This is a genomic window from Salinisphaera sp. SWV1 (assembly GCF_052044155.1).
In the GTDB taxonomy this organism is placed as follows: Bacteria; Pseudomonadota; Gammaproteobacteria; order Nevskiales; family Salinisphaeraceae; genus Salinisphaera.
Window position 1 is genome coordinate 41824 of sequence record NZ_JBQDYE010000007.1, and the last position, 20447, is coordinate 62270.

Annotated in this window: 23 protein-coding genes and 2 riboswitches; of the genes, 13 read left to right on the forward strand and 10 right to left on the reverse strand. The window is 64.0% G+C overall.

The window, feature by feature from the left end:
- Window positions 1–556 precede the first annotated feature (556 nt).
- The 3 genes from ACS8YF_RS04915 (at window position 557) to ACS8YF_RS04925 (ending at window position 2042) form a co-directional block, all read left to right on the forward strand.
- Window positions 557–1024 carry a DUF302 domain-containing protein gene (locus tag ACS8YF_RS04915; protein WP_440849105.1) on the forward strand — a complete coding sequence of 156 codons (468 nt, stop codon included), beginning with the start codon at window positions 557–559 and terminating at the stop codon, window positions 1022–1024.
- Between the two features lie 223 nt (window positions 1025–1247).
- Complete coding sequence (locus ACS8YF_RS04920; RefSeq protein ID WP_440849106.1) at window positions 1248–1847, forward strand: hypothetical protein; 600 nt, start codon at window positions 1248–1250, stop codon at window positions 1845–1847.
- 66 nt (window positions 1848–1913) lie between these two features.
- The gene (locus tag ACS8YF_RS04925; protein WP_440849107.1) at window positions 1914–2042 is read left to right on the forward strand and encodes a hypothetical protein; all 129 of its coding nucleotides are present in this window, start codon (window positions 1914–1916) and stop codon (window positions 2040–2042) included.
- A 426-nt stretch (window positions 2043–2468) separates the two neighbouring features.
- Here ACS8YF_RS04925 and ACS8YF_RS04930 read toward each other — a convergent pair whose 3' ends face one another.
- From ACS8YF_RS04930 to ACS8YF_RS04970, 9 genes are all read right to left on the reverse strand, one after another.
- A complete protein-coding gene (locus tag ACS8YF_RS04930; protein WP_440849108.1) occupies window positions 2469–3140 on the reverse strand; it encodes a TIGR04282 family arsenosugar biosynthesis glycosyltransferase in 672 nt (223 codons plus the stop codon).
- A 21-nt stretch (window positions 3141–3161) separates the two neighbouring features.
- Window positions 3162–3869: a TIGR04283 family arsenosugar biosynthesis glycosyltransferase gene (locus tag ACS8YF_RS04935; RefSeq protein ID WP_440849109.1), complete on the reverse strand. Its 708-nt coding sequence runs from the start codon at window positions 3867–3869 to the stop codon at window positions 3162–3164.
- Window positions 3866–6046 (reverse strand): FAD-dependent oxidoreductase, encoded by a 2181-nt coding sequence (locus tag ACS8YF_RS04940; RefSeq protein WP_440849110.1) that lies wholly within the window; start codon window positions 6044–6046, stop codon window positions 3866–3868. The genes ACS8YF_RS04935 and ACS8YF_RS04940 overlap by 4 nt, the downstream gene beginning before the upstream one ends.
- Before the next feature lie 24 nt (window positions 6047–6070).
- Window positions 6071–6646, reverse strand: coding sequence for a DUF3047 domain-containing protein (locus ACS8YF_RS04945; RefSeq protein ID WP_440849111.1), 576 nt, complete (start codon window positions 6644–6646; stop codon window positions 6071–6073).
- A 176-nt stretch (window positions 6647–6822) separates the two neighbouring features.
- Entirely contained in the window at window positions 6823–7191 is a 369-nt protein-coding gene (locus tag ACS8YF_RS04950) for a glutaredoxin family protein (protein WP_440849112.1), read from the reverse strand.
- A gap of 30 nt (window positions 7192–7221) precedes the next feature.
- Window positions 7222–7347, reverse strand: a complete 126-nt coding sequence (locus ACS8YF_RS04955; protein ID WP_440849113.1) for a GDCCVxC domain-containing (seleno)protein — start codon at window positions 7345–7347, stop codon at window positions 7222–7224.
- A gap of 455 nt (window positions 7348–7802) precedes the next feature.
- The gene (gene arsS / locus ACS8YF_RS04960; RefSeq protein WP_440849114.1) at window positions 7803–8774 is read right to left on the reverse strand and encodes an arsenosugar biosynthesis radical SAM (seleno)protein ArsS; all 972 of its coding nucleotides are present in this window, start codon (window positions 8772–8774) and stop codon (window positions 7803–7805) included.
- Window positions 8775–8893: 119 nt separating this feature from the next.
- The gene (locus ACS8YF_RS04965; protein WP_440849115.1) at window positions 8894–9073 is read right to left on the reverse strand and encodes a hypothetical protein; all 180 of its coding nucleotides are present in this window, start codon (window positions 9071–9073) and stop codon (window positions 8894–8896) included.
- 83 nt (window positions 9074–9156) lie between these two features.
- Window positions 9157–9753: a sigma-70 family RNA polymerase sigma factor gene (locus ACS8YF_RS04970; protein WP_440849116.1), complete on the reverse strand. Its 597-nt coding sequence runs from the start codon at window positions 9751–9753 to the stop codon at window positions 9157–9159.
- 124 nt (window positions 9754–9877) lie between these two features.
- Between ACS8YF_RS04970 and ACS8YF_RS04975 the strand changes: the two genes are divergently transcribed.
- Window positions 9878–11338: a Na+/proline symporter gene (locus ACS8YF_RS04975; protein ID WP_440849117.1), complete on the forward strand. Its 1461-nt coding sequence runs from the start codon at window positions 9878–9880 to the stop codon at window positions 11336–11338.
- 113 nt (window positions 11339–11451) lie between these two features.
- Here the strand turns inward: ACS8YF_RS04975 and ACS8YF_RS04980 are convergent, their stop codons facing one another.
- The gene (locus ACS8YF_RS04980) at window positions 11452–12006 is read right to left on the reverse strand and encodes a carboxymuconolactone decarboxylase family protein (protein ID WP_440849118.1); all 555 of its coding nucleotides are present in this window, start codon (window positions 12004–12006) and stop codon (window positions 11452–11454) included.
- A 160-nt stretch (window positions 12007–12166) separates the two neighbouring features.
- Here ACS8YF_RS04980 and ACS8YF_RS04985 point away from each other — a divergent pair, with 160 nt between their 5' ends.
- The 9 genes from ACS8YF_RS04985 to ACS8YF_RS05025 all read left to right on the forward strand — a co-directional run bounded on the left by ACS8YF_RS04985 (window position 12167) and on the right by ACS8YF_RS05025 (window position 20416).
- Window positions 12167–12769, forward strand: coding sequence for a TetR/AcrR family transcriptional regulator (locus ACS8YF_RS04985; RefSeq protein WP_440849119.1), 603 nt, complete (start codon window positions 12167–12169; stop codon window positions 12767–12769).
- 179 nt (window positions 12770–12948) lie between these two features.
- Window positions 12949–13015, forward strand: a riboswitch (Fluoride riboswitch).
- Between the two features lie 275 nt (window positions 13016–13290).
- On the forward strand, window positions 13291–13812 hold the full coding sequence (gene crcB / locus ACS8YF_RS04990; protein ID WP_440849120.1) for a fluoride efflux transporter CrcB: 522 nt from the start codon (window positions 13291–13293) through the stop codon (window positions 13810–13812).
- On the forward strand, window positions 13809–14123 hold the full coding sequence (locus ACS8YF_RS04995; protein ID WP_440849121.1) for a DUF190 domain-containing protein: 315 nt from the start codon (window positions 13809–13811) through the stop codon (window positions 14121–14123). Before crcB ends, ACS8YF_RS04995 begins: the two co-directional genes overlap by 4 nt.
- Window positions 14124–14191: 68 nt before the next feature.
- Window positions 14192–14260, forward strand: a riboswitch (Fluoride riboswitch).
- Window positions 14261–14439: 179 nt separating this feature from the next.
- Complete coding sequence (locus ACS8YF_RS05000) at window positions 14440–15051, forward strand: histidine phosphatase family protein (protein ID WP_440849122.1); 612 nt, start codon at window positions 14440–14442, stop codon at window positions 15049–15051.
- A gap of 102 nt (window positions 15052–15153) precedes the next feature.
- Window positions 15154–15438 carry a DUF211 domain-containing protein gene (locus tag ACS8YF_RS05005; protein WP_440849123.1) on the forward strand — a complete coding sequence of 95 codons (285 nt, stop codon included), beginning with the start codon at window positions 15154–15156 and terminating at the stop codon, window positions 15436–15438.
- On the forward strand, window positions 15435–15968 hold the full coding sequence (locus ACS8YF_RS05010) for a hypothetical protein (RefSeq protein WP_440849124.1): 534 nt from the start codon (window positions 15435–15437) through the stop codon (window positions 15966–15968). Before ACS8YF_RS05005 ends, ACS8YF_RS05010 begins: the two co-directional genes overlap by 4 nt.
- 46 nt (window positions 15969–16014) lie before the next feature.
- Window positions 16015–17292, forward strand: a complete 1278-nt coding sequence (eno, locus tag ACS8YF_RS05015; protein ID WP_440849125.1) for a phosphopyruvate hydratase — start codon at window positions 16015–16017, stop codon at window positions 17290–17292.
- On the forward strand, window positions 17289–18854 hold the full coding sequence (locus tag ACS8YF_RS05020) for a MutS-related protein (protein WP_440849126.1): 1566 nt from the start codon (window positions 17289–17291) through the stop codon (window positions 18852–18854). Before eno ends, ACS8YF_RS05020 begins: the two co-directional genes overlap by 4 nt.
- Window positions 18851–20416 carry a MutS-related protein gene (locus tag ACS8YF_RS05025; protein WP_440849127.1) on the forward strand — a complete coding sequence of 522 codons (1566 nt, stop codon included), beginning with the start codon at window positions 18851–18853 and terminating at the stop codon, window positions 20414–20416. The genes ACS8YF_RS05020 and ACS8YF_RS05025 overlap by 4 nt, the downstream gene beginning before the upstream one ends.
- Window positions 20417–20447: the final 31 nt, after the last annotated feature.

The window sequence follows — 20447 nt, forward strand, 5'->3', positions numbered from 1 at the left end:
TCTCCTAGACTAAGTTTTGGCGATCCCGTAACAGCCGAAGCGGTTTATACCGGGGCCGATTTCCCTGTCATGGCTACCATATTTGGCTTCATGATGCACGTTTGCCGTTATCGGCAAGGCACAGCTGTCTTGAGCTGGCGCTCGGTGGACAGGTGATCCAGCGCTTGGCGCTTTCACTGCGTAATCCGGTTCGAATGCACCGCGAACGGCTGCGCCAACGCCGCAATCGTCGCGTTGTCCTCGATCGTGGCGCGTGCCGCACGCCCCCTGGATTTCGGCGAATAGTTCCTGCGCTTACCCAGGTCATCTGCGTCTCTTGTCGGCTGACTCCCCTCTCGCGTCTGCCCAAATTCCGGAGACCGTTTCAGGAGGGGTTGCTACCGGAAGGCTGAGCAACATGGGCCCGGCAGGCCGGTCATGACCGCGGTCGACGATCCGATTACAGAAGCCGGGTCGTAAGATTCAGTGGCGATTGGCGACTTATCAAGTAGAGCGGCGGCTGAGTCGCTCGCGCGCTGAGCGCGTCATGGCTTTTCTGAATATCACAGAGGTTGTTATGTCAAATCACGTCATCGCTTTGAAACGGGTATTCGCGCTTTTGCTCGTTGCGGGCTTTCTATTCAGTGCGTCGAGCTTTGCGGCGACGAATTTCGTCCAGGCGCAGTCGTCCCATTCCTTCAACTCCACCGTGTCCCAGCTCAAGCACGCCATCTCCGGCAACGGCATGATGGTTATGGGCCATATCAATCAGGCGAACGTATTGAAGATGACCGGCCTGCATCTGAAAGGCGCGGAGAGTTTTCTGGTGGGCAACCCGAAGGTCGGCAAGAAACTGTTCAAGATGTCGCCTGCCGCCGGGGCGGTATTGCCGCTGCGGATGTACGTCTGGGAAAACGGCGGCCAGACCTACGTCGGTTACTTCCAGCCCTCGGATCTGCTGACGGCTGTCGACAGCCAGTTTCGTAAACCCGGACAGATGATGGACAAGAAGTTCCACATGATTCTCAAGGGCGCCACGCAATAGGGTATCGGTTGATGGGGGCGGGGCTGCGCTGGACCGCGGTCTCGCCACCCCGCACACGATCCATGAGACACGCATTGGCCAAGCCCTCATCGGGCAGGAGCAAAACATGACTCACACCTCGGAACCGTCGAGCGTCGGGGAGCTGGTCGGCATCGCGATCGTGCTCGCGGCCGCCTCGGTGTCGCCTTTGATGTTCGTCGCAACTGCCGCCGGTTACTCGAGTATGAACTGGCTCGGCCTGCACGCGCTGCTGCCTGCGGTTATCGCGGTGTTCCTTGTCTGGGTATTGGCAGTCACCCGTGGCTGGCTGCGCCTGGCTCGTGGTGTGCCCACGGCGCTGGTGGCGGGTGTGCTGGCCACGGTCGGTCTCGAAATCGTGCGGCTCATCGGCTTTCGACTGTTCGATGCCATGCCGGGCTCGATGCCCGAGCTGATGGGGGTGAAGCTGCTCGACCAGTTCATGTCCGGGCCCGATGCGCTGTCGAATCTGGCGGGCTGGGGCGACCATTTCTGGAATGGTGCCAGCTTCGCCATGATCTATATCCTCATCCTTGGACGTCGAGCCTGGTGGATCGGCACACTTTATGCGCTGGGCATTGGCACGATTTTCATGCTCAGCCCCGTGATGTCGGGGATCGGGGCCGGACTTTTCGGACAGCAATACGCGCCGATTGCTTTTCCGCTGACCGTCTATATTGCCCATATCACCTTCGGCACCGTGCTGGGTATCACGGTCAGCCGCTCCCATGCGATGCCTGCGACTTTGTTGACCTATCTGATGGATATCATGAGCAGGTCGTCGGCAGGTCAGGTCGAGCGCTGATATGACGAGTGACTGCGGTGATCTCTATGCGACGTAACGGCACCGCCATTTGGCCAGGATAACGCGTTGCCGACGATCGCCTTTCTGCCCCAGGGCAGATACAGCATCAATTTTCAGGCCGGCGATTGGGTGATCGGTTGGCAGATGCGCGATATGCGCAAGCAGCCGGTCGCTTATGATGCCTGCGCGGGCTGAACGCATGGCATGGTTCGGGCGGGCCGCCCGAGCCGCGGTATCTGGATGCCGGGCGAATGGGCCCGTCGCGCGCGCTCAAGGTATTCATGGTTGAGAAAAGTTTCGCGGTCGTGCCGTTTTGCCGATATTAATCCGGCATCAAAACAGCTGACTTCACCAGCTGTTTTTAGCGCCTTCAAAAATAAAAGCCGGCGCCTGTCCGTCTTTTATTTTCAAAGGCCAATGGCCGCGGCGAGCATGCGGTCGCATACTGGCGCTATTAAGCCGAAAAATCATCTATTTTTGTGCCGGGTTAATAACACGGCCCGGATGTCGTGGTAATGCGCGGCAGTCGTGTCGATCCGACGCTATCGCTATGACATGTAGACCGGGCCGGCACAGGCCGCAGGTTGGAAACGATGCCGCTCGCAGCATGGCGCGCGATCTTCATTCGTGATCCCATATCCGCCGATCCAACACGTCCATTGCTTGGGCGCGTCGAAGATCCTCGGGCCGGTCCATATCCCATAGCGCGGGTTGTTCCGCCCAGCACAGCCCGGCCGCTGCGAGCCGGGCGCGGGTTTGTGTCATCACCTGGTCGGTACTCCAGGGGATGTCGCCAAAGACGTCATCGAGGACGGCTTGCTGGCGCTCGGGCCGGGCTTTGAGTCCGACCAACACGTAGCCGCCGTCTTCGACCGGGATGAAGACCGTGTCCGTCCGTTCCTCGTCGAGCGCCGTGGCGGCGCCGCGCAGGTCGTCGGCGGACAGAACCGGACAATCGCAGCCGACCAGCAACACCCGGTCGTGTGCCGTCAACAACATGGCCAGGGTCGAGCGCATTCTTGCCCCCAGATCGTCGCCGCGCTGGGCGTGAATCGTCAGCGCGAAGGCATCGCGAAACGGGCGCAGTGTCGGGTGCTCCGGGTCGCCCGCCACCCACAGGGAGACCTGCTCGCCGGCGACATCCCGGGCCACGGTCAGCGTATTCCAGAGCATGGCGCGCTGGAGTTCCGCGGCTGTTTCGGCGCCCACGCTCGGGATCAGCCGGGTTTTCACCTGGCCCGGTACGAGCGGTTTGGCGAAGACGGCGATGTGCAGATCGGGTACGGGTTTCATCGGGGTCCAGTGCGGCGATATTCAGCGGGTCTTGTCATACCCGTGGCCATACCAACGGGCGAGTCGGGCCGGCGATACGCCGCAGACGTAGGCCAGTCGCAGCGTCCACATGAGAATGATGGTGCGTAGTGCGCCGTTTTCGTCCCAGCGGCGGCCGGCGGTCGTCACGCGCTGGTGCAGGCAGGCCGGGCGCGAGAGGGTCTTGAGGCGGCGGGAGAGCGCGATGTCTTCCATCAACGCCTGCGGCGTAAAGCCGCCGACGCGATCGAAGGCGCGTCGCGTGACGAAAATCGCCTGGTCGCCGGTGGCGATGCCGGTCAGCCGCGAGCGCCGGTTCATCGCCCAGGCGATGACCGGCAGCAGGGCGGCGCGGCCCTCGATGCGCACGTCGAATCGCCCCCAGACATGGCGGCCGTCGGCCAGGGCGTCATGAATGCGGGTGTCGGCGTCGTCGGACAGCCGGGTATCGGCATGCAGGAACAACAGCACATCCGCGCCGGCGGCCCGGGCACCGGCATTCATTTGCACGGCGCGGCCACGGGCGGACCTCAGCGTCCGGTCGGCCAGCGGGGCGGCCTGCGCGAGCGTGTCGTCGGCGCTGCCGCCGTCGACCACGATCACTTCGGCGCCCCGCCGGCGCAGCCCGGCAAGCGATTGCAGGGCGGCCGCGATGCCGGCCGCCTCGTCGAGAGCCGGCACGATGATGGACAGGCTCGGGCGCTCGCTCATCGCTCGGCATCGGCGGCGCGTTCGCTATCGACCCCGCCGCGCCCGTCGCGGCGCCAGCCATGAAAACGTTCCAGCCAGGCCAGGATGCGCGCGGGCGCATGGGCCCGTTTCCATTCGCCGGCGGCGTACTTGTTGGCCTCGATCAGGGTGGGGTAGGCGTGGATGGTGCCGAGAATCTTGTTCAGGCCCAGGCCGTGGCGCATGGCGGTGACGAATTCGCCGATCAGCTCGCCGGCGTTCTCGCCGACGATGGTCGCGCCCAGGATTTTGTCCTTGCCGGGGACCGTCAGCACCTTGACGAAGCCCCGCGCTTGGCCTTCGGTGATCGCGCGATCAAGTTCGCCGAGGTCGTAGCGGGTGACTTCGAAGGCGATACCGTCCTCTTCGGCCTGGGTTTCGTTGCGCCCGACATGGGCGATCTCGGGATCGGTGAAGGTCACCCAGGGGATGACCGAATAATCGGCCTTGAACCGGCGGATGCCGAGGAACAGCGCATTGACCGAGGCATACCAGGCCTGATGGGCCGCGGCATGGGTGAACTGGTACGGGCCGGCGACATCGCCGCAGGCGAGGATATTGGGGTAGCGGGTCTGCAGGAACTCGTTCACCGCGAGCGTGCGGGTGGGCGAAGTCTCGATGCCCAGTTCTTCCAGGCCGAAACCCTGGATATTGGGTGTGCGGCCCACCGCGACCAGAATGCGGTCGAACGCGAATGCCACCTCGCGGCCCTGGTGTTCGCAGACCAGCACCGGGTTTCCGTCGCGGCGTTCGACGGCCTTGGCCGTGTGTCCGGTTCGCACGTCGATGCCTTCGGCGGTGAGGCGTTCGAGCAGATGCGCGGACACCTCCGGGTCTTCGCGCGCCAGCAAGCGAGGCGTCATCTCGACCTGGGTCACCTGGCTGCCGAAGCGGGCGAAGGCCTGGCTGAGCTCGCAGCCGATATTGCCGCCGCCGAGCACGAGCAGGCGCTCGGGCAACTCGCGCAGGTCCCAGACCGTGTCCGAGGTGAGATAGTCGATGGTATCGAGGCCCGGAATGGGCGGCACCAGCGGGCGCGCGCCGGTGGCGATGACGATGCTGCGCGTGGTCAGCTCCCGGCCATTCACCGCAACCGTATAGGGCGAGGTGATATGGGCCTCGCCCTCGATCGTGTCCACGCCGAGGCCGCGATAGCGCTCGACGGAGTCGTGCGGGGCGATTTCGGCGATCACGCGCTGGATGCGTGCCATGACCTCGGCGAAATCGACGCGTACGTTGTCGGCGTGGACGCCGAACTCGGCGCCGCGCCGCATCAGGGCGGCGACGCGCGCCGAGCGGATCATGGCCTTCGAGGGCACGCAGCCGTAGTTCAGGCAATCGCCGCCCATGCGGTGCTTTTCGATCAGGGTGACCTTGGCGCGCACGGCGGCGGCGATATAGGCGGTGACCAGCCCGGCCGAACCGGCCCCGATGACGACCAGATTGCAATCGAAACGGCGCGGTTTCGGGTGGCCGCTCAGGGCCTTGCGGGCCTGCACCCGGTCGATGATGCGGCGCGCGACGAGCGGGAATACGCCGAGCAGCACGAAGGCGACCAGCAGCCCGGGCGAGAGCACGTCCGACAGGGTGTTGATCGCGGCGATCCGCGTGCCGGCATAGACGAAGACCAGCGTGCCGGCGAGCATGCCGAGCTGGCTGACGATATAGAAGGTCGCCAGCCGTATCGGCGTCAGCCCCATGACCAGGTTGATCACGAAGAACGGAAACACCGGCACTAGGCGCAGTGTGAACAGGTAGAACGCCCCGTCCCTGGCGATGCCACGGTTGATCGCCTCGAGGCGTTGGCCGTATTTCTTCTGCACCCAGTCGCGCAGGATGAACCGGGCGGTGAGAAACGCCAGGGTGGCGCCGATCGAGGAGGCGAAGGACACCAGCAGCGTGCCCCAGAGCATGCCGAACAAGGCGCCGGCGATCAGCGTCATGACCGCCGCACCCGGCAGCGACAATGCGGTGACCGCCACATAGATCAGAAAGAACACGGCGCCCGCGAGCATCGGGCGTGCAGCCACGACCGACTGAAGGCGGTCCTGCTGCGCCTTGAAATAGGCCAGATCGAGATACTGGCCGAGATCGAACACGAAGAAGGCGGCAACGGCCGCGCAAACCAGGACAAGCAGCGCGATTCTCGATTTGTTCATGGCGGGCGCCTTCGCGGTATGCGGCTAGTGGGCCGTGAAACGGATGTTGCGATACTCGGCCCGCCCCGAACGGCCGCTGTTGTCGCAGTCGGTCATCAGGGCCACGCCGTCGATTTGGTCCAGGTCAAGGCCATAGAAGCGCTTGAAATCGGCGCGGACATTGCGCGATTCGGCCACCCAGGCGCCCGGATCGGCCGGCGGCCCGGACTGGACGGCCACCATCATCGCCTTATCGGTGAAGGCGTTCGGCCAGTGCGCGCCGCGCGGCTCGCTGTTGGCCCAGACATAGTTGACCGCGCGCGTGCGCCAGAGCATGACCCCGCCGTCGTGGATCACGTAAACCCGGGCCGCATAGTCGTCGCCGGCGCGCGTGGTCCCGTCCAGCCCTGGGTAGATGTGGTCCACGCGCCATTCCCAGCGCAGTATGGGCTTTCGTCGCAGATCCACCTTGTGGCGCAGTGCGATCGCCGAAGCGCTGGCCTCGCAGGTCGCCTCGAGCGCTCGCGCGTCGCCGTGTCCGACGAGGCGATAATGCGTCTCGCCCTTGAAGGATTTATGTTCCCAGGCCGCCAGGCTGCCGGGGGCGAAGCGCCCGATCATGACGGTGGGCGCCGCAGCGGCCGGCGTTGCGGGGAGCACTGCAAGCACCGATCCGAGCACGCCGAGAACCGTCCGAAGATGTTGAGCGGTCCGATGCCAGGCATGGGTGACGGGCCTGTTGCCTCGCCATGCGCCGGTCGACAAACCGGCCTGTGGCCGAGCCGGCCCGCCCGCGGTCATCGCCTGCCCCGCGCCGGGGCGAAGCGTCGATTCAGATCGTCGATGATGTCGGCGGACTCATAGAGCCAGTCGCCTCCGGCCGGATCGTCGATGTAGAGACAGGGCACGGTCGGGCGGCCGCCACCGGCGAGCAGCGCCCGGTGGGCGGCCGGGTCGATGTGGATATCACGCAGGGCGATGGGAATATTGAGACGGTGCACGGCTCGCCGCGCCCGCAGGCAATGGGGGCAGGAGCGGAAGTGATACAGCGTCAGCTGCCCGGCCGCCTGATCTGCCGCACGCTGTTCTTCGGCGGATCGCCGAACCTGCGTCACGCCGCGGGCGGGATGGACCAGGTCGAGGGCTTTCTGAAACCAGACGTGCATGAGGATTCCCTGCGATGATGTGGTCGGCGGTTACTGCCGGGACGGGCAGGGGACGGTGCCGAACGAACAGAAAACACAGCAGTCGCCCGGCTTCGGCTTGAGCACGCGACCGCAGGCGGGGCACTGGTAAAAGAACTGGCAGCTGTCGGTGGGCATGGTTTAGGGCCTGTTGATGTTTCGTACGAGCGCCGCGTTGGCGTCCGCAAATCGTGTCCGGCAAGGCGCAAGTCGCCGCGTCGTGGCGTGCCACGATCCAGACTTGCAACGCCGCCGGGCGCGATTTGCGGCCCAACCCTTCGGGACAAGCGCTGTTTTGCGGCAATCCAGCGTTGTAGCTCTCTCGCGTAGAACGACTACGCCACGTTCGCTACGCCTCGTCTTGCCGCAAAACAGCGCTTGGCGCGGGCTCGTATGAAACATCAACAGGCCCAAGTCTCGCGATGACCGCATTCCGGACACGTGAGGGTGGATTCCAGTTTGACTGCGGGTTTCATGGCTTGGCTCCAGAAGTGATGACGTTCGGATTACGTGGCGACGTCCGCAGTTGTTGCAAACAGCGGGTGCGGCGACTCCGCCGCCAGAGGCGCGGGCGATCCGGGCCTGCAGCCGGGTCAGGCCGCACCGCTCAGCGCGCCGCCGCAACTGCTGCCCTGGCCGGCGGTGCAGCCGTAGCAGTGATCGGCGACCCGGATCGGCGTGTTGGCCAGATCGGTATCGAGCAGGTCGCGCAGGTGGATGGCGCCTTCGCCCGCGGCGCCCAGTGGCATGTCCAGCATCTGGTTGAAGTCGCAGTCGTAGACATGGCCGCGCCAGTCCACGCTGACAAGATCCCGGCACATGACGTCGGCCAGATTGTCCGGGCGATAGGCATTCTTGAGTAGCGTCATGTAGTCGCCGAACTGATGTTTCGACAACAGAATGCTGCCGAAGCGCTTGATCGGCATGTTGGCGAGCGTGAACAGGCGGTTGAACTCGATGCCGTGTTCGTCACGCAGGTGCTGCCGGTAGTCTGCCTCCAGCGCCTGCTGCGGCGGCGGCAGCTGCGGGCCGGCGGGGTTGTAGACCAGGTTGAGCGTCAGGCCGCTGCCGGGCTGGCCGTAGCCGAGTCCGTTGAGCGTCTTGAGGGCGGTGATGCTGCGCTGGAACACGGATTTGCCGCGCTGACGGTCGACCGTTTCCTCGGTATAGCAGGGCAGGGAGGCGATCACCTCGACCTGCTGTGAGGCCAGAAAATCGGCGACCCACTCGTAGCCGGGTTCGTTGACAATGGTGGGGTTGCAGCGGTCCATGACGTGCACACCCATGGCCCGCGCGCTGCGCACCAGGTCGCGAAAGTGCGGATTCATTTCCGGCGAACCGCCGGTTACGTCCAGCGTCTGGATGCGATGGGCGCGCAGAAACGCGATCGCGACCTCGATAGTGTCGCGGTCCATCAATTCGGTCCGCTTCGGGCCGGCCGCCACATGGCAGTGGGTGCAGGCGATATTGCACAAATAGCCGAGATTCATCTGCAGCGTCTGCAACGGTCGGCGCCGGATAGCCGGGAAGTCGGTCACGGTGAGCTGCGGTTTGGTCTCGTGCATGCTGGGTTCACCCTTGCAGTTGTTCGCCAGGCGGATCGCGTACCGGGCCGGGCCCGGTGCTGGCTACGGTTTCGCCCGATAGCCGCTCTTTGGGATGAGTCGTTCCGGCGCGACGAAACTTACACCGGCGGGCGCGGGTGTTCGTTGCGCAGCCGGTTTCGGATCCGGGCGCGGGCGGCGGCCGGGAGTCCGGGCGTGGCAACATCGGCGCTTCGCGCCAGGGTGAGCGCTTGCTGCATCCAGGCCAGTTGCCGGGCGTAACGACGACAGTCGCGGCACATCAGCAAATGCAGTTTCATCGGGCGCGACCGGGGATGAAACCCGGGTACGTCGTGTTCCCGCGACAGCTCAGCCGCCACTTCGCGGCATGTTGGAAGCCCCATCATCGAACACGCTCCGCCATGAAACCACTCCTTTCCAGGCACCGCCGCAACCGCAGCCGGGCCCGGTGCAACAATACATAAAGATTGTTCGGTGTCACCCCCATCTGCGCGCTGGCCGCGTCGGCATCGAGGCCGTGCAGTTCGCGCATGACGAAGGAGTCGCGCTGCGCCTCGGGCACGCCGTCCAGACAACGCCCCAGCGCGGTGATGAAGGCCTCGCGCTGGAGCTGTTGCAGCGGTTCGTCCGCCCAGGCGGCCGGCGGTTCGCGCCAGCGACCGTCGGGCCGGAACAGCTGTGCTTCCACGTCGTCGGCATGGGGCTCCCGGGCACGCGCCGAGCGCGCGCGCCGGCGTATCTCGTCGATGCACTTGTGCTTGAGGATGCCGATCAGCCAGCTGCGCTCGCTGGAATCGGCCCGAAAGCTGTCTTGCTGGCGAAGTGCCGCGAGCAGGGTGTCCTGCACCAGATCCTCGGCGCTCGCGCGGTCGAACACACGGGCCAGGGCGAAGGCATAGAGCGCATCGCCATGGCGTTGCAGCCAGTACTCTGCGGCGGACGGCGTGGAATCGCTGCTCGGGCGCATGGCGTCACTCATCAACGGGTGCCGGCAGAATGGGGTTCGGCCGGGGTTGCTGCAACCGCCGTACGTAAGATTCGTTCGGCCGTTGACGACTCATTGCTTGCGCGAAGCACGACGCAGACCTTTCCGGAGAATCGATGTGAGCACGACCCTGTGGGCCCCCTGGCTGGTATTGGCCGCTTATGCGGTACTGATCTGGATCATGACACCACGCGCGACCAGCGCGGCACAATTTTTCGGTGGGGGATCGGCGCGCGGTGTGCCACCCGGCGCCTGGCTTCTTGGCGTAAGTGCGGCGATGAGCTGGGTCATGGCCAAAAGTGTATACAACGCCATGGGCCTGTCGGCCAGCTACGGCGTGATCGGCGGCATCGCCTACGGGTCGTACTGGTTGAGCTTCATCGTCGTCGGCGCCGCGGTCTATTTCATGCGCACCCGGGGCGGGTATACCTCGCTGCCGCAGTTCCTGCGTTCCCGATATGGCGCCGCCGCCGCCAGGATCTTCATGATCGTGATCGCCATTCGCCTGTTCAACGAGGTGTGGTCGAACACCAAGGTGACGTCGCAGTTCTTCGGCCCCGAGGGCAGCCCGTCGTACTGGACGGCGGCGATCGTGATGACTGCGTTCACCGCCTACTACAGCCTGCGCGGCGGCTTGCGATCGAGCATTCTCACCGATGCCATGCAGACGTTTCTGCTCGCGGTATTGTTGGTCGCGACACTGGCCGTGCTCATCCCCGGGTTTGCCGAACACGGTTTCCCGACCGTGAGCAACGGCGGTGTCACGCCGACCATGCAGGCCGGCGGCCTGACCTTTCTGGCGCTCGCGCTGGTGCAGTGCCTGAGCTACGGCTTTCATGATCCGGTGCTCACGGATCGCGCCTTTCTCAGTCGGCCGGCCAGCATGATGCGCGCATTCGTCATTGCCGCGATCCTGGGCGGCCTGCTGATCGCCTTGTTCAGCCTGGCCGGGGTCTATGCGCTGGCAGCCGGCGTGCCGGGTAATGCGCCGGTCGCCGTGGCCGTGCCGGCCGCGATCGGCCTGTGGATGGCGCTGTTGTTCAATGCCGTGATGCTGACCAGTGCCGGCTCGACCCTGGATTCGACGTTCAGCTCGAGCGCGAAGTTCGTCGCCCGCGACTGGCCGCACCGTACGGGCGAATGCACCGAGGCCCAGGTGTGTCGCGGTCGCTGGGCCATGGCCCTCATCGCGACCCTCGGCAATCTGCCGCTCCTGAGCCTCTACATCAAAGGCGTCGGGCCGGCCGTGATTGCGGCGACCACGATCAGCGGCACGGCCATCATGGGCCTGGCGCCGATCTTTCTGCTGGCCTGGCTGCCGCGGGTCGGGCCCTGGAGTTTCTACTTCGCGATCTGGCCCGGCCTGGCGATCGGCGTGCTCAAGGCCGTGGATGTCTTCAGCGGCATCACGGTGTTCCCGTCGTTTGTCGATATCGGCACGGGCACCTATGCCGAGGATCTCGGCATCAACGTCTGGGGCCTGGCGATATGCACCGTCGGCTTCCTGTGCGGCACGGTATTGGAAAGCCGCCGCAGCGTGGCGGCCCGGCCGGCAGCGATGATGGCCGGGGGCCGGTAGCGAATCCGGGCCACGGCGGGGCACCGTGTCGCCCCGGCCGCGCCCGCTAACGCCGCCCGGCGCGGGGACCGATGGCCCGGGACGCGTCGCGACCCGGGCGGGGGTCGTTCGCTTTATCCGGCCTTGTGCCATTCGAACTTCTGAAACGGCTTGTCGACCGGCGTTTCGGCCAGGTGATTCACGTAGTTGCTCATGGTCTTCTGCGCGACACCGAGCACCACCTCCAGAACCTGGCGCCTGGTATAGCCGGCATCGAGGAAACGTTGCACCGCATCCTCGCCGACGCGACCGCGCTCACGCACCACGCTGAGCGTGAAGTCGCGCAGCGCTTCCAGTTTGGCCGTGGGCAGGGCGGTTTCGTTGCGCAGCGCCTCGGTGATGTCGTCGTCCACGTTCATCTGCTTGGCAATGCCCGTGTGCGCGGGCACACAGTAGTGACACGCGTGTTCCACGTTGATGCTCTGCCAGACCACGGTCTGTTCGTCGGCATCGAAGCTGGTCTCGGTGAATAGCTGATGCAGCTGCTGATATCCCGCCAGCAGACCGGGCGCTTCGGCCATCACCGCATGCAGATTCGGAATCATCCCGAATCCATCCAGCGAGTTCTGGAGCAGGGGTTGGCTGGCCTCGGGGGCGGTGGTCTTGTCGTGCAGTGTGAAGTCGCTCATGGCCGATCCTTTTCGGGTTGATGCGTTCCCGGCCTCGCGCTTTTCCTGTCGAGGCCGGCCAGTGGTTGAAACCATACTCGTAATTGAGTGATCACTCAAGTTAAGATTTGCGCCAGATTTCTTGCCACGTAGGCTCCGTGAACGAGCCCGGAATGACGCCATGCCAAGACAACGGCTGTATGACCGCGAGCAGAGTCTCGACAAGGCGGTAAACCTGTTCTGGCAACAGGGCTTTCACGCCACGTCGCTCAAGGATCTGGAGCACGCCCTCGATATGCGGCCCGGCAGTATTTACGCGGCATTTGGAAGCAAGCAGGCGCTGTTCGAAGCGGCGCTGGACCGCTATGCGGCCCTCGGAATCGAGGATCTGGAAAAACAGCGGGCGTGCTACGCCTCGCCGATCGACGGGCTCGCCGCCTACGTACGTGCGCTCGGGGCGTTACGCGAGCCCACGGTACCCAGCCGGGCCTGTCTACTGGTCAAGAGTCTGCTCGAACTCGGCGACCGGGCGTCGCTCGCCGGAAACAAGGCCGATCACTGGCTGGCGGCCATGGAACAGCAGTTTGTCGAAGCGTTTCGCACCGCACAGATGCGCGGCGAACTGGGGCCGGAGCAGGATCCGACGCGGCTCGGGCGACGCCTGCAGGCCGAGGTCATGGGCTTGCGTTCCTATGCCCAGCGTGCAGTCGCGAGTTCCGCCGTCCAACAACTGGCCGACGACATCGCCGACTCGATCGTCGCGTATCGCCGGCGGCCGAGCTGATCGCCCGGAATCGACATGCGATGCGGTGGGTAGCCGCCACCCATGGGTGACGGCCGGCGCCGGGCTCGGCCTGATCCAACTTCGTGCCCCGCTATATTCATTCGTCATTGATACGGGTGGCCACCCTGCATTGCGGGGTTTCTTGACATCCTCTGCCTCCGGCGACATATTTCAGTCGTACAACTAAAGGCGATGGAGTTCGCCTTGAATTGCCTCATATCCGAGGCTGATGACTCCTATTCAATCCACGTGTTGGAGGTAGGAGTGTTGTCGTCCCTGCTAGGCGCTCGCGTATTGGCGCCCCTCGCTTTTGTGCTACGCCTGTTCTCGGCCAGGATCGATCCGGCTCCGCGGCTGTTCGATCGACTGGCGAGGGCCTATCCCGATATTGCGCTGACCCGGCTATCGCCGTCGCTGAACCGCTTGCGTTCAAGCGACTCGGGACCGGGCGCCCGATGGGCTGCCGGCCATGTATTCCCCGCGATGCCGGTCGTCCCTGAGCGCTGCGGAGTGATCGCTCGATGAGCCCGTCGGAATCCTACGATCTCGATCACTCGGAATACGAACCCGAAAGACATCACTCTCAAGGCCAGACCATCGAGTCTGAGGATGGCGCGGAATACGAGCAGGACAAGACAATGCCGATCATTTATTCGATTCTCGCGATCGCTGCCGGTGCAGCCATTGGCGCGAATATACGCTGGTTGCTGGGCATCGCTCTGAACGCTTATCTGCCGGATCTGCCGCCCGGGACCTTGGCGGCGAATCTGCTTGGCGCTTTTTTGATCGGTTTGGCAATCGCGACCTTCTCGGCCATCCCCGAGCTGTCGTCGTTCTGGCGCTTGTTCGTCGTTACGGGGTTTCTCGGTGCGCTGACCACGTTCTCGACATTTTCCGGTGAGGTATTCAGCGAGTTGCAAGCCGGTCGCTTCATCTGGGGCTTTGCCGGCATCGTGGTTCACGTCGTCGGCTCGCTGTGCATGGTGGGGCTCGGCATGGCCTCGTTTGCGCTTCTGCGCCAACTTTTCGGAGGTGGGCAATGAAAGGATTCGAAGTCATCTTCATGGCGCCGCGATCACGCCGTCATCACGGCAAACCGGTGCTCGACGCGGTCGCCGGCATCGCCAAATCGCATGACATCAAGCGCCATACGCGCCGTGTGGATGCCGAGGGTACGGGCGCCAGCGGGCATACCCATTCCGCACACTTCTTCGAGCTGGCCGATGAGCCGGAGGAGCTGATGTTTGTGCTCGACGGCGACAAGGCCGATGAACTCATGCGTGCCGTGGAAGAGGAGAAGCTACACGTGTTCTGCATACGCCGAACCATCGAGTACTGGGAGTTCGGCCACTGAGCTATAGAGCGCGTGCCGGTGATGGCTGGCCGCGCGATCCGTTGGTCGCGTAGTGGGCGTGTGATCCGCGACGCGAAGGCGATGGAGTTCGCCTGGAACCGCTCCGCTCGGCCGGGGCTGATGACTCCTGATCCGTTCCTTTAATGGAGATAGGAGTCATGGCATTACGTATCAGAAACCTGGGAAACCGTCTGTCACAGTGGCGTGATCGAGCGACGCGCTGGCTGGTTCCCGAGCAGCCCGAACAAGCGGCGCTGCAACCCATCCCGGTTCGTTCCACAGCGGCACGACGCGTACGTCGGCGAGGCGGCCGGCGATGAACGCAGATGCTGAAATCAATGGGGTCGCAACGGTCTATCTCATGCGCCACGGCCGCACCGCGCACAACGTATCCGATCGTCTGCGCGGGCGTAGCGATCTCGAACTGGATGATGCCGGGCGCGCCCAGGCCGAGGCTTTGGGCGCGCTGTTTGCCGAGGTCAACCTTTCCCGCGTTCTGGCGAGCCCGTTAAAGCGGGCGGTCCATACGGCCGAGCCGGTGGCCCGTGCCGTCGGCCTGCGTGTGGAACCCGTCGAGGGGCTCAACGACCGGGATTATAGCGAATGGACCGGGGTCGAGCGCTCCGAAGTCATTGATCGCTATGGATCGATCGAGTCCGCGCCGGGCGTGGAAAGCTGGGAGGCGCTGAGTGCGCGGGTGACACAGGCCTTCGATGACCTCGTGGCCGAGTCCGTTGGTGCGACGATCGCCATCGTCGGTCACGACGCAAGCAATCGCGCGTTGCTTGCGACGCTCGCGCCAGATCTGGCGTCCAACCCTGAAGATATCCCGCAGTCCACCGGCTGCTGGAATTGTCTGCAGCGTGATACGGGCGGATGGACCGTGGCCGTGCTCGATGCCACCCCGGGCGATGGGCGATATCCGTGATCGAAGTGGCCCGGCGGCCGGCAGGCCGGCCGCCGGTTTGCCGCGCTCCGACGGCGCCCGATTGCACGAGACGGCCACTGAACGACAAGGGAAACGAAACCCATGAATCTGCGTCGCGTGATGCTCGATGTCGATAAGGCACGCAGCCGCCCCGATATGACGGAAATCGCCGCAGCCATCGAGGCCGCGCCCGGTGTCGAAGCCGTCAATATCACCGTGACCGAGATCGATGTCGAAACCGTCGGCATGGAGGTCACGGTCATCGGGGAGCGTATCGATTACGTCGCACTGGTCGATGCGATCAATGGTACCGGGGCCGTCGTGCACAGCACCGATGAATTGGTGGCGGGCGATCGGATCGTTGAACGTGTTCCGCGATCAAGATGAAGCAACGGCACCGTCGTTTGCTGTTGCCCGTCGCACTCGGTCTATCCGACGGCATCCTGAATGCTTTGATGCTGGCCGCCAATCGCCTGCATGGCCATACCGAACCGATGACGCTATCGCTGTCGGTGCGCATCGCGGTCGCGACCGCCGTAGCCAGCATCTTCATGCTGTTCGTTGCCGAGTACACCCAGCTTCGCCAGGAGCTCGAACACGCCGATATGCAACTCAACGTGCTGGCACCGGGGCGTATGGCGACGTCGCGCCAGGGTCGGGCCGTGGCCCGCGAAGCGGGGCTGGTGGCCTCGATCGCCGGCGTTTGTGCGTTCGTGGGTTCCGGCGCGCCCTTGCTTGTGGCCGCGGTGCTGGATGCCAGCGGTCTATGGGCACTGGCCATGGCGGTGATTGGTCTCGGCTTGCTGGGCGCTCTGGTCGCCCGGGCCGTGCACGGCAGCGGGCTGATCTGGACGGTCGTGATGATGCTCGGCGGCGGTGCGGTGAGCGTGCTCGGCATTTATCTGCATATCGTGTGACGCATACGCCAAACGAAATATTCAATCTGCTTCTCAAGGACGACTCATGACGACAACGATTGAAGACCTCAAGGCCCGCGAAATTCTCGATTCGCGCGGACAGCCGACCATTGAGGTGATCTGCACGACGAACCACGGCCATACCACGACGGCCAGCGTTCCGGCCGGCGCCTCCACGGGAGGCCACGAAGCCGCCGAGTTGCGCGACAACGATCCCGAGCGCTTCGACGGTCGCGGTGTGCTCGGCGCGGTCGGGGCCGTCCAGGACGAAATCCGGGAGGCATTGATCGGCATGTCGGTTGCCGAGCAGCGCGCGATCGATGATCGGCTTGTGGCGCTGGACGGCACGGATAACAAGTCGCGCCTCGGCGCCAACGCCATTCTGGGCGTGTCGATGGCCGTGGCACGGGCCGGGGCGAGGGCAGCCGAGGTGCCGCTATACCGCCATCTGGGCGGCGAGGACTGTCACCGATTGCCGATTCCATCCTTCAACGTCCTCAATGGTGGCGCGCACGCCGCCTGGCAGGGGGCCGATTTCCAGGAATACATGGCGATGCCGCATGGGGCGGCCAGCTTTGCCGAGGCGCTGCGCTGGGCGACCGATATCTATCGCCAACTCAAGGCCATGCTGAAAGAGCAGGGCATCGGTACCGGCGTGGGCGACGAAGGCGGGTTCGCGCCGGCGGTTCAATCCAACCGGCAGCCGCTGGACTGGTTGCTCGGCGCGATCGAAAACGCCGGCTTGCGACCGGGCCGGGACGTGTCGCTGGCCTTCGACGCGGCCGCCAGCGAACTCCGTCCAGAGCATCATTATGAACTGGCGGCGGAAGAGCGGTCACTGACCGCGGACGAACTGATCGAATACTACGAGGATCTGGCCGCGGACTACCCGATCCGGCTGCTGGAAGACGGTTTGCACGAGGATGACTGGGCGGGTTGGCAGCGACTCAAGCGCCAGCTCGGCGATCGGCTGACTCTGGTCGGCGACGATATCTTCGTCACCCAATCGACCTATATCGAACGCGGCATCCACTTGCAATGCGCCAACGCGGTGCTGATCAAGCTCAACCAGGTCGGCACTGTTTCCGAAACCTGTGATGCCGTCGCGCTGGCCCACGGCGCCGGCTGGGAGACGATGGTCTCGCATCGCAGCGGCGAAACGACGGACGATTTCATAGCCGATCTCGCCGTGGCCGTCGGTTCGCGCTATATCAAGTCCGGCGCACCGGCGCGAGGCGAGCGGGTCGCCAAATACAACCGTCTGATGGCGATCGAGGCCGAGCTCGGCGCGCGTGCGACCTTCGCCGGAGGTGATGAGCAATGACCGCGTCGTCGGGCGGATCTTCGCATGAGTCGGCTGCAGTGTTCGTCAGTCTGCTGTTCGAAAATGCCGTAGCCGCCAATGATTGTCGCGACGATGTTCCGGAGGGTTTCAGCGATCTCAATCTCGATCAGGTCGTGGCCGCCATCGTCGGCGAGCAGGATCAGTACGGGCTGACACCGTTGTTCTATACGCCGGCGCCGAACGTCGACACGGTGTCCAAACGGCATGCCGTGTTCCGGGATCTCGAGAATGACGCGATCCGCCGCGCGGCCCAGGCGTTTACCGACGGCGTCGGCCGGGTACACGAATGCCGGGCCCATATCGACAAGGCGCATCATCGGCATGAAAAGATCCGCTGGCTGGTGGATTCGGCGGCGCGCTATTGTGCCGTCGTAACGGATTTCGCGTCCGCTCTGGCCGACGCGCGCCTCGAGTCGGCCGGCTTCGTCGATCTTTCGAGCTGGCTCGGCGCCTATGTGGCTTCGGACGACTTCCGCACGCTGGCTGAAACCACCGAAGCGCGTCTCGCCGATGTCGACAGTATTCGTTATGACGTGCTGATTCGCGGGCCACGCATCGAGGTGAGCCGTTTTGGTGACGAGCCCGATTACGGTGAGGTCATCGCGGCGACGTTCGAGCGTTTCCGCCACGGCGATGCCAAGGAACGCCACCAGACATTCCCCGAGTCGGTCGTGTTGAACACGGTCGAGACGCGTGTGCTGGAGCAGGTCACGCAACTGTTCCCTAAAATCTTCGAGCGTTTTGAAACCTTCTATCAAACGCATGCCGATTATATCGACGACGTCGTGGCACGGATTGATCGCGAACTGCAGTTCTGTCTGCATTATCGACGCTATATCGCGTCGCTCGAAAAAGCCGGGCTGGCGTTCTGCTACCCGGATATCGTCGGCCCCGACGAGGCGATCATCGCGCAACAGACATTCGACCTGGCCTTGGCCAAGCAGTTGGTCGCGCATGACGAGCCGGTGGTGACCAACGACTTCGAGTTGACGCCGCCCGAGCGGATCATTCTGGTCTCCGGACCGAACCAGGGCGGCAAGACCACGTTTGCGCGGATGTTCGGCCAATTGCATTGGCTGGCGCGGCTGGGTTGCCCGGTGCCGGGGGGCAGCGCCCGGCTGATGTTCTGGAGCGGTCTGTTCGCGCATTTCGAGCGCGCCGAGGATATCCGCAACCTGCGGGGCAAGCTGGAAGACGACTTGGTGCGGGTGCACGCCATACTCGAACGCGTCGATCGCGAAAGCATCGTGATCATGAACGAAATCTTCAGTTCCACGACCACCGACGACGCCCGCTATCTCGGCGAGCGGATCCTCAGATCGCTCATCGATGCCGGCGCCGCCGGCGTCTGCGTCACCTTCATCGACGACCTGGCCACGATCGATGAGGCCATCGTGAGCATGGCCAGCACCGTGGACACCGACGATCCGGCCATCCGTACGTTCCAGATCCAACGCAAGGCGCCCGATGGGCGGGCGTACGCGCGCTCGCTCGCCGAGAAGCATCGGCTTACCCGAGAGGCATTGGAGGCACGGCTATGAAAGTCTTTCTGATGCACCCCGAGCAAGATTTCGATCCCGACGCGCCCCGTCCGGCGCTGGCCGACGAACTCGTCCAGGATCTCGAACTCGACACGATCTTCGATGCCATGGCGGCGGGTGACGATTTCCTGCGCCCGGTGGCCGAGGCCGGCATCCTGAACAGTGTGATAGACGCCGAGGTGATCCGTTATCGCCAGCAGGTGCTGCTGGATTGCGGACAGTGTCGTTCGGTAATCGAGCGCCTCTATGAGCTTGCCGTCGACGCCATCGACGAAGAACGCAAGCAGTTTCATTTCAGTATCGATCGTGCCTCGGTATTGTTACATCGTGCGGTCGACACCATGGCCATGTTCCACGATCGGCTCCGGCAACTCCGCCAGATCGCCGAACAACGGGGGCAGGCTTTCGAGTCGCCCGCGTTTGTACGCTTCTTCAAGATGCTCCGCGACGAACTTTCCGACAATTATCTGGCCGAAATCGCGGCGCACCTCAAGGAACTGAAGTTCGAGCACGGGATCCTGCTCAGCGCGAGACTCGGCGCCGGCAACAAAGGGGTTGGCTTCGTGTTGCGGGAACTGCCCGAGCGACGGCGGGGGCGTTTGCGACGCCTCGTCTACCGCCAGCCGGAAACTTATGCATTCGAAATCCACCCGCGTGACCAGGCCGGCATTCGCGCGCTCGAAGAGCTCCGCAATCGCGGCCTCGATGTGGCAGCGAACGCGCTGGGGCAGGCCTCCGATCATGTGCTCGCATTCTTCAAACAGTTGCGGACTGAACTGGCTTTTTATCGCGGGGCGCTGAACCTACTGGACGCATTGCAAGACCATGGCATGCCAACCTGCTATCCCGAGCCCAGGACCGACGACACGCCACAACGCGTGGCCCAAGGGCTCTATGACCCCAGCCTTTGTTTGACCGCCAATCGAGCCGTGGTCGGCAACGATATCGCGGCCGACGGTTACGATCTCGTTTTTGTCACCGGCGCGAATCAGGGCGGCAAATCGACGTTTCTTCGCAGCCTCGGGCTGGCGCAGTTGCTGATGCAGGCTGGCCTGTTCGTGCCCGCGGAAAGATTTGCCGCCAATATCTGTAGCGGCGTGTTCACGCACTACAAGCGTGAGGAAGACGCCAGCATGGCCAGCGGCAAGTTCGAGGAAGAACTGCTGCGCATGGACGAGATCGTGACACATATCCAGCCCGGCAGCCTGATTTTGTTCAACGAGTCGTTCGCGGCGACCAACGAACGCGAAGGCGCCGAGATCGCCGCCGAGATCGTGGATGTGCTGCTCGAAAAACAGATGAAAGTGGTATTCGTGACCCACTTCTACGAACTCGCACTGGCTTTCTCGGAATCCGAGCGCACGGATGTTCTGTTTCTGGAAGCCGAACGATCCGAGGATGGCTCCCGCACGCACCGTATCCGGCCCGGGCGGCCGTCGCGAACGGCCTACGGCCGGGATATCTATGCGCGCATATTCGCCGATCATGATGCCAAGATGAGCGAACGGGAGGTGAGTCGGGAACCCGAGGAGGCCGGCGCCTCGCTGATCGACAGCGATTGACAGGGTTCGACGAATAGCGCAATAGTAAAAG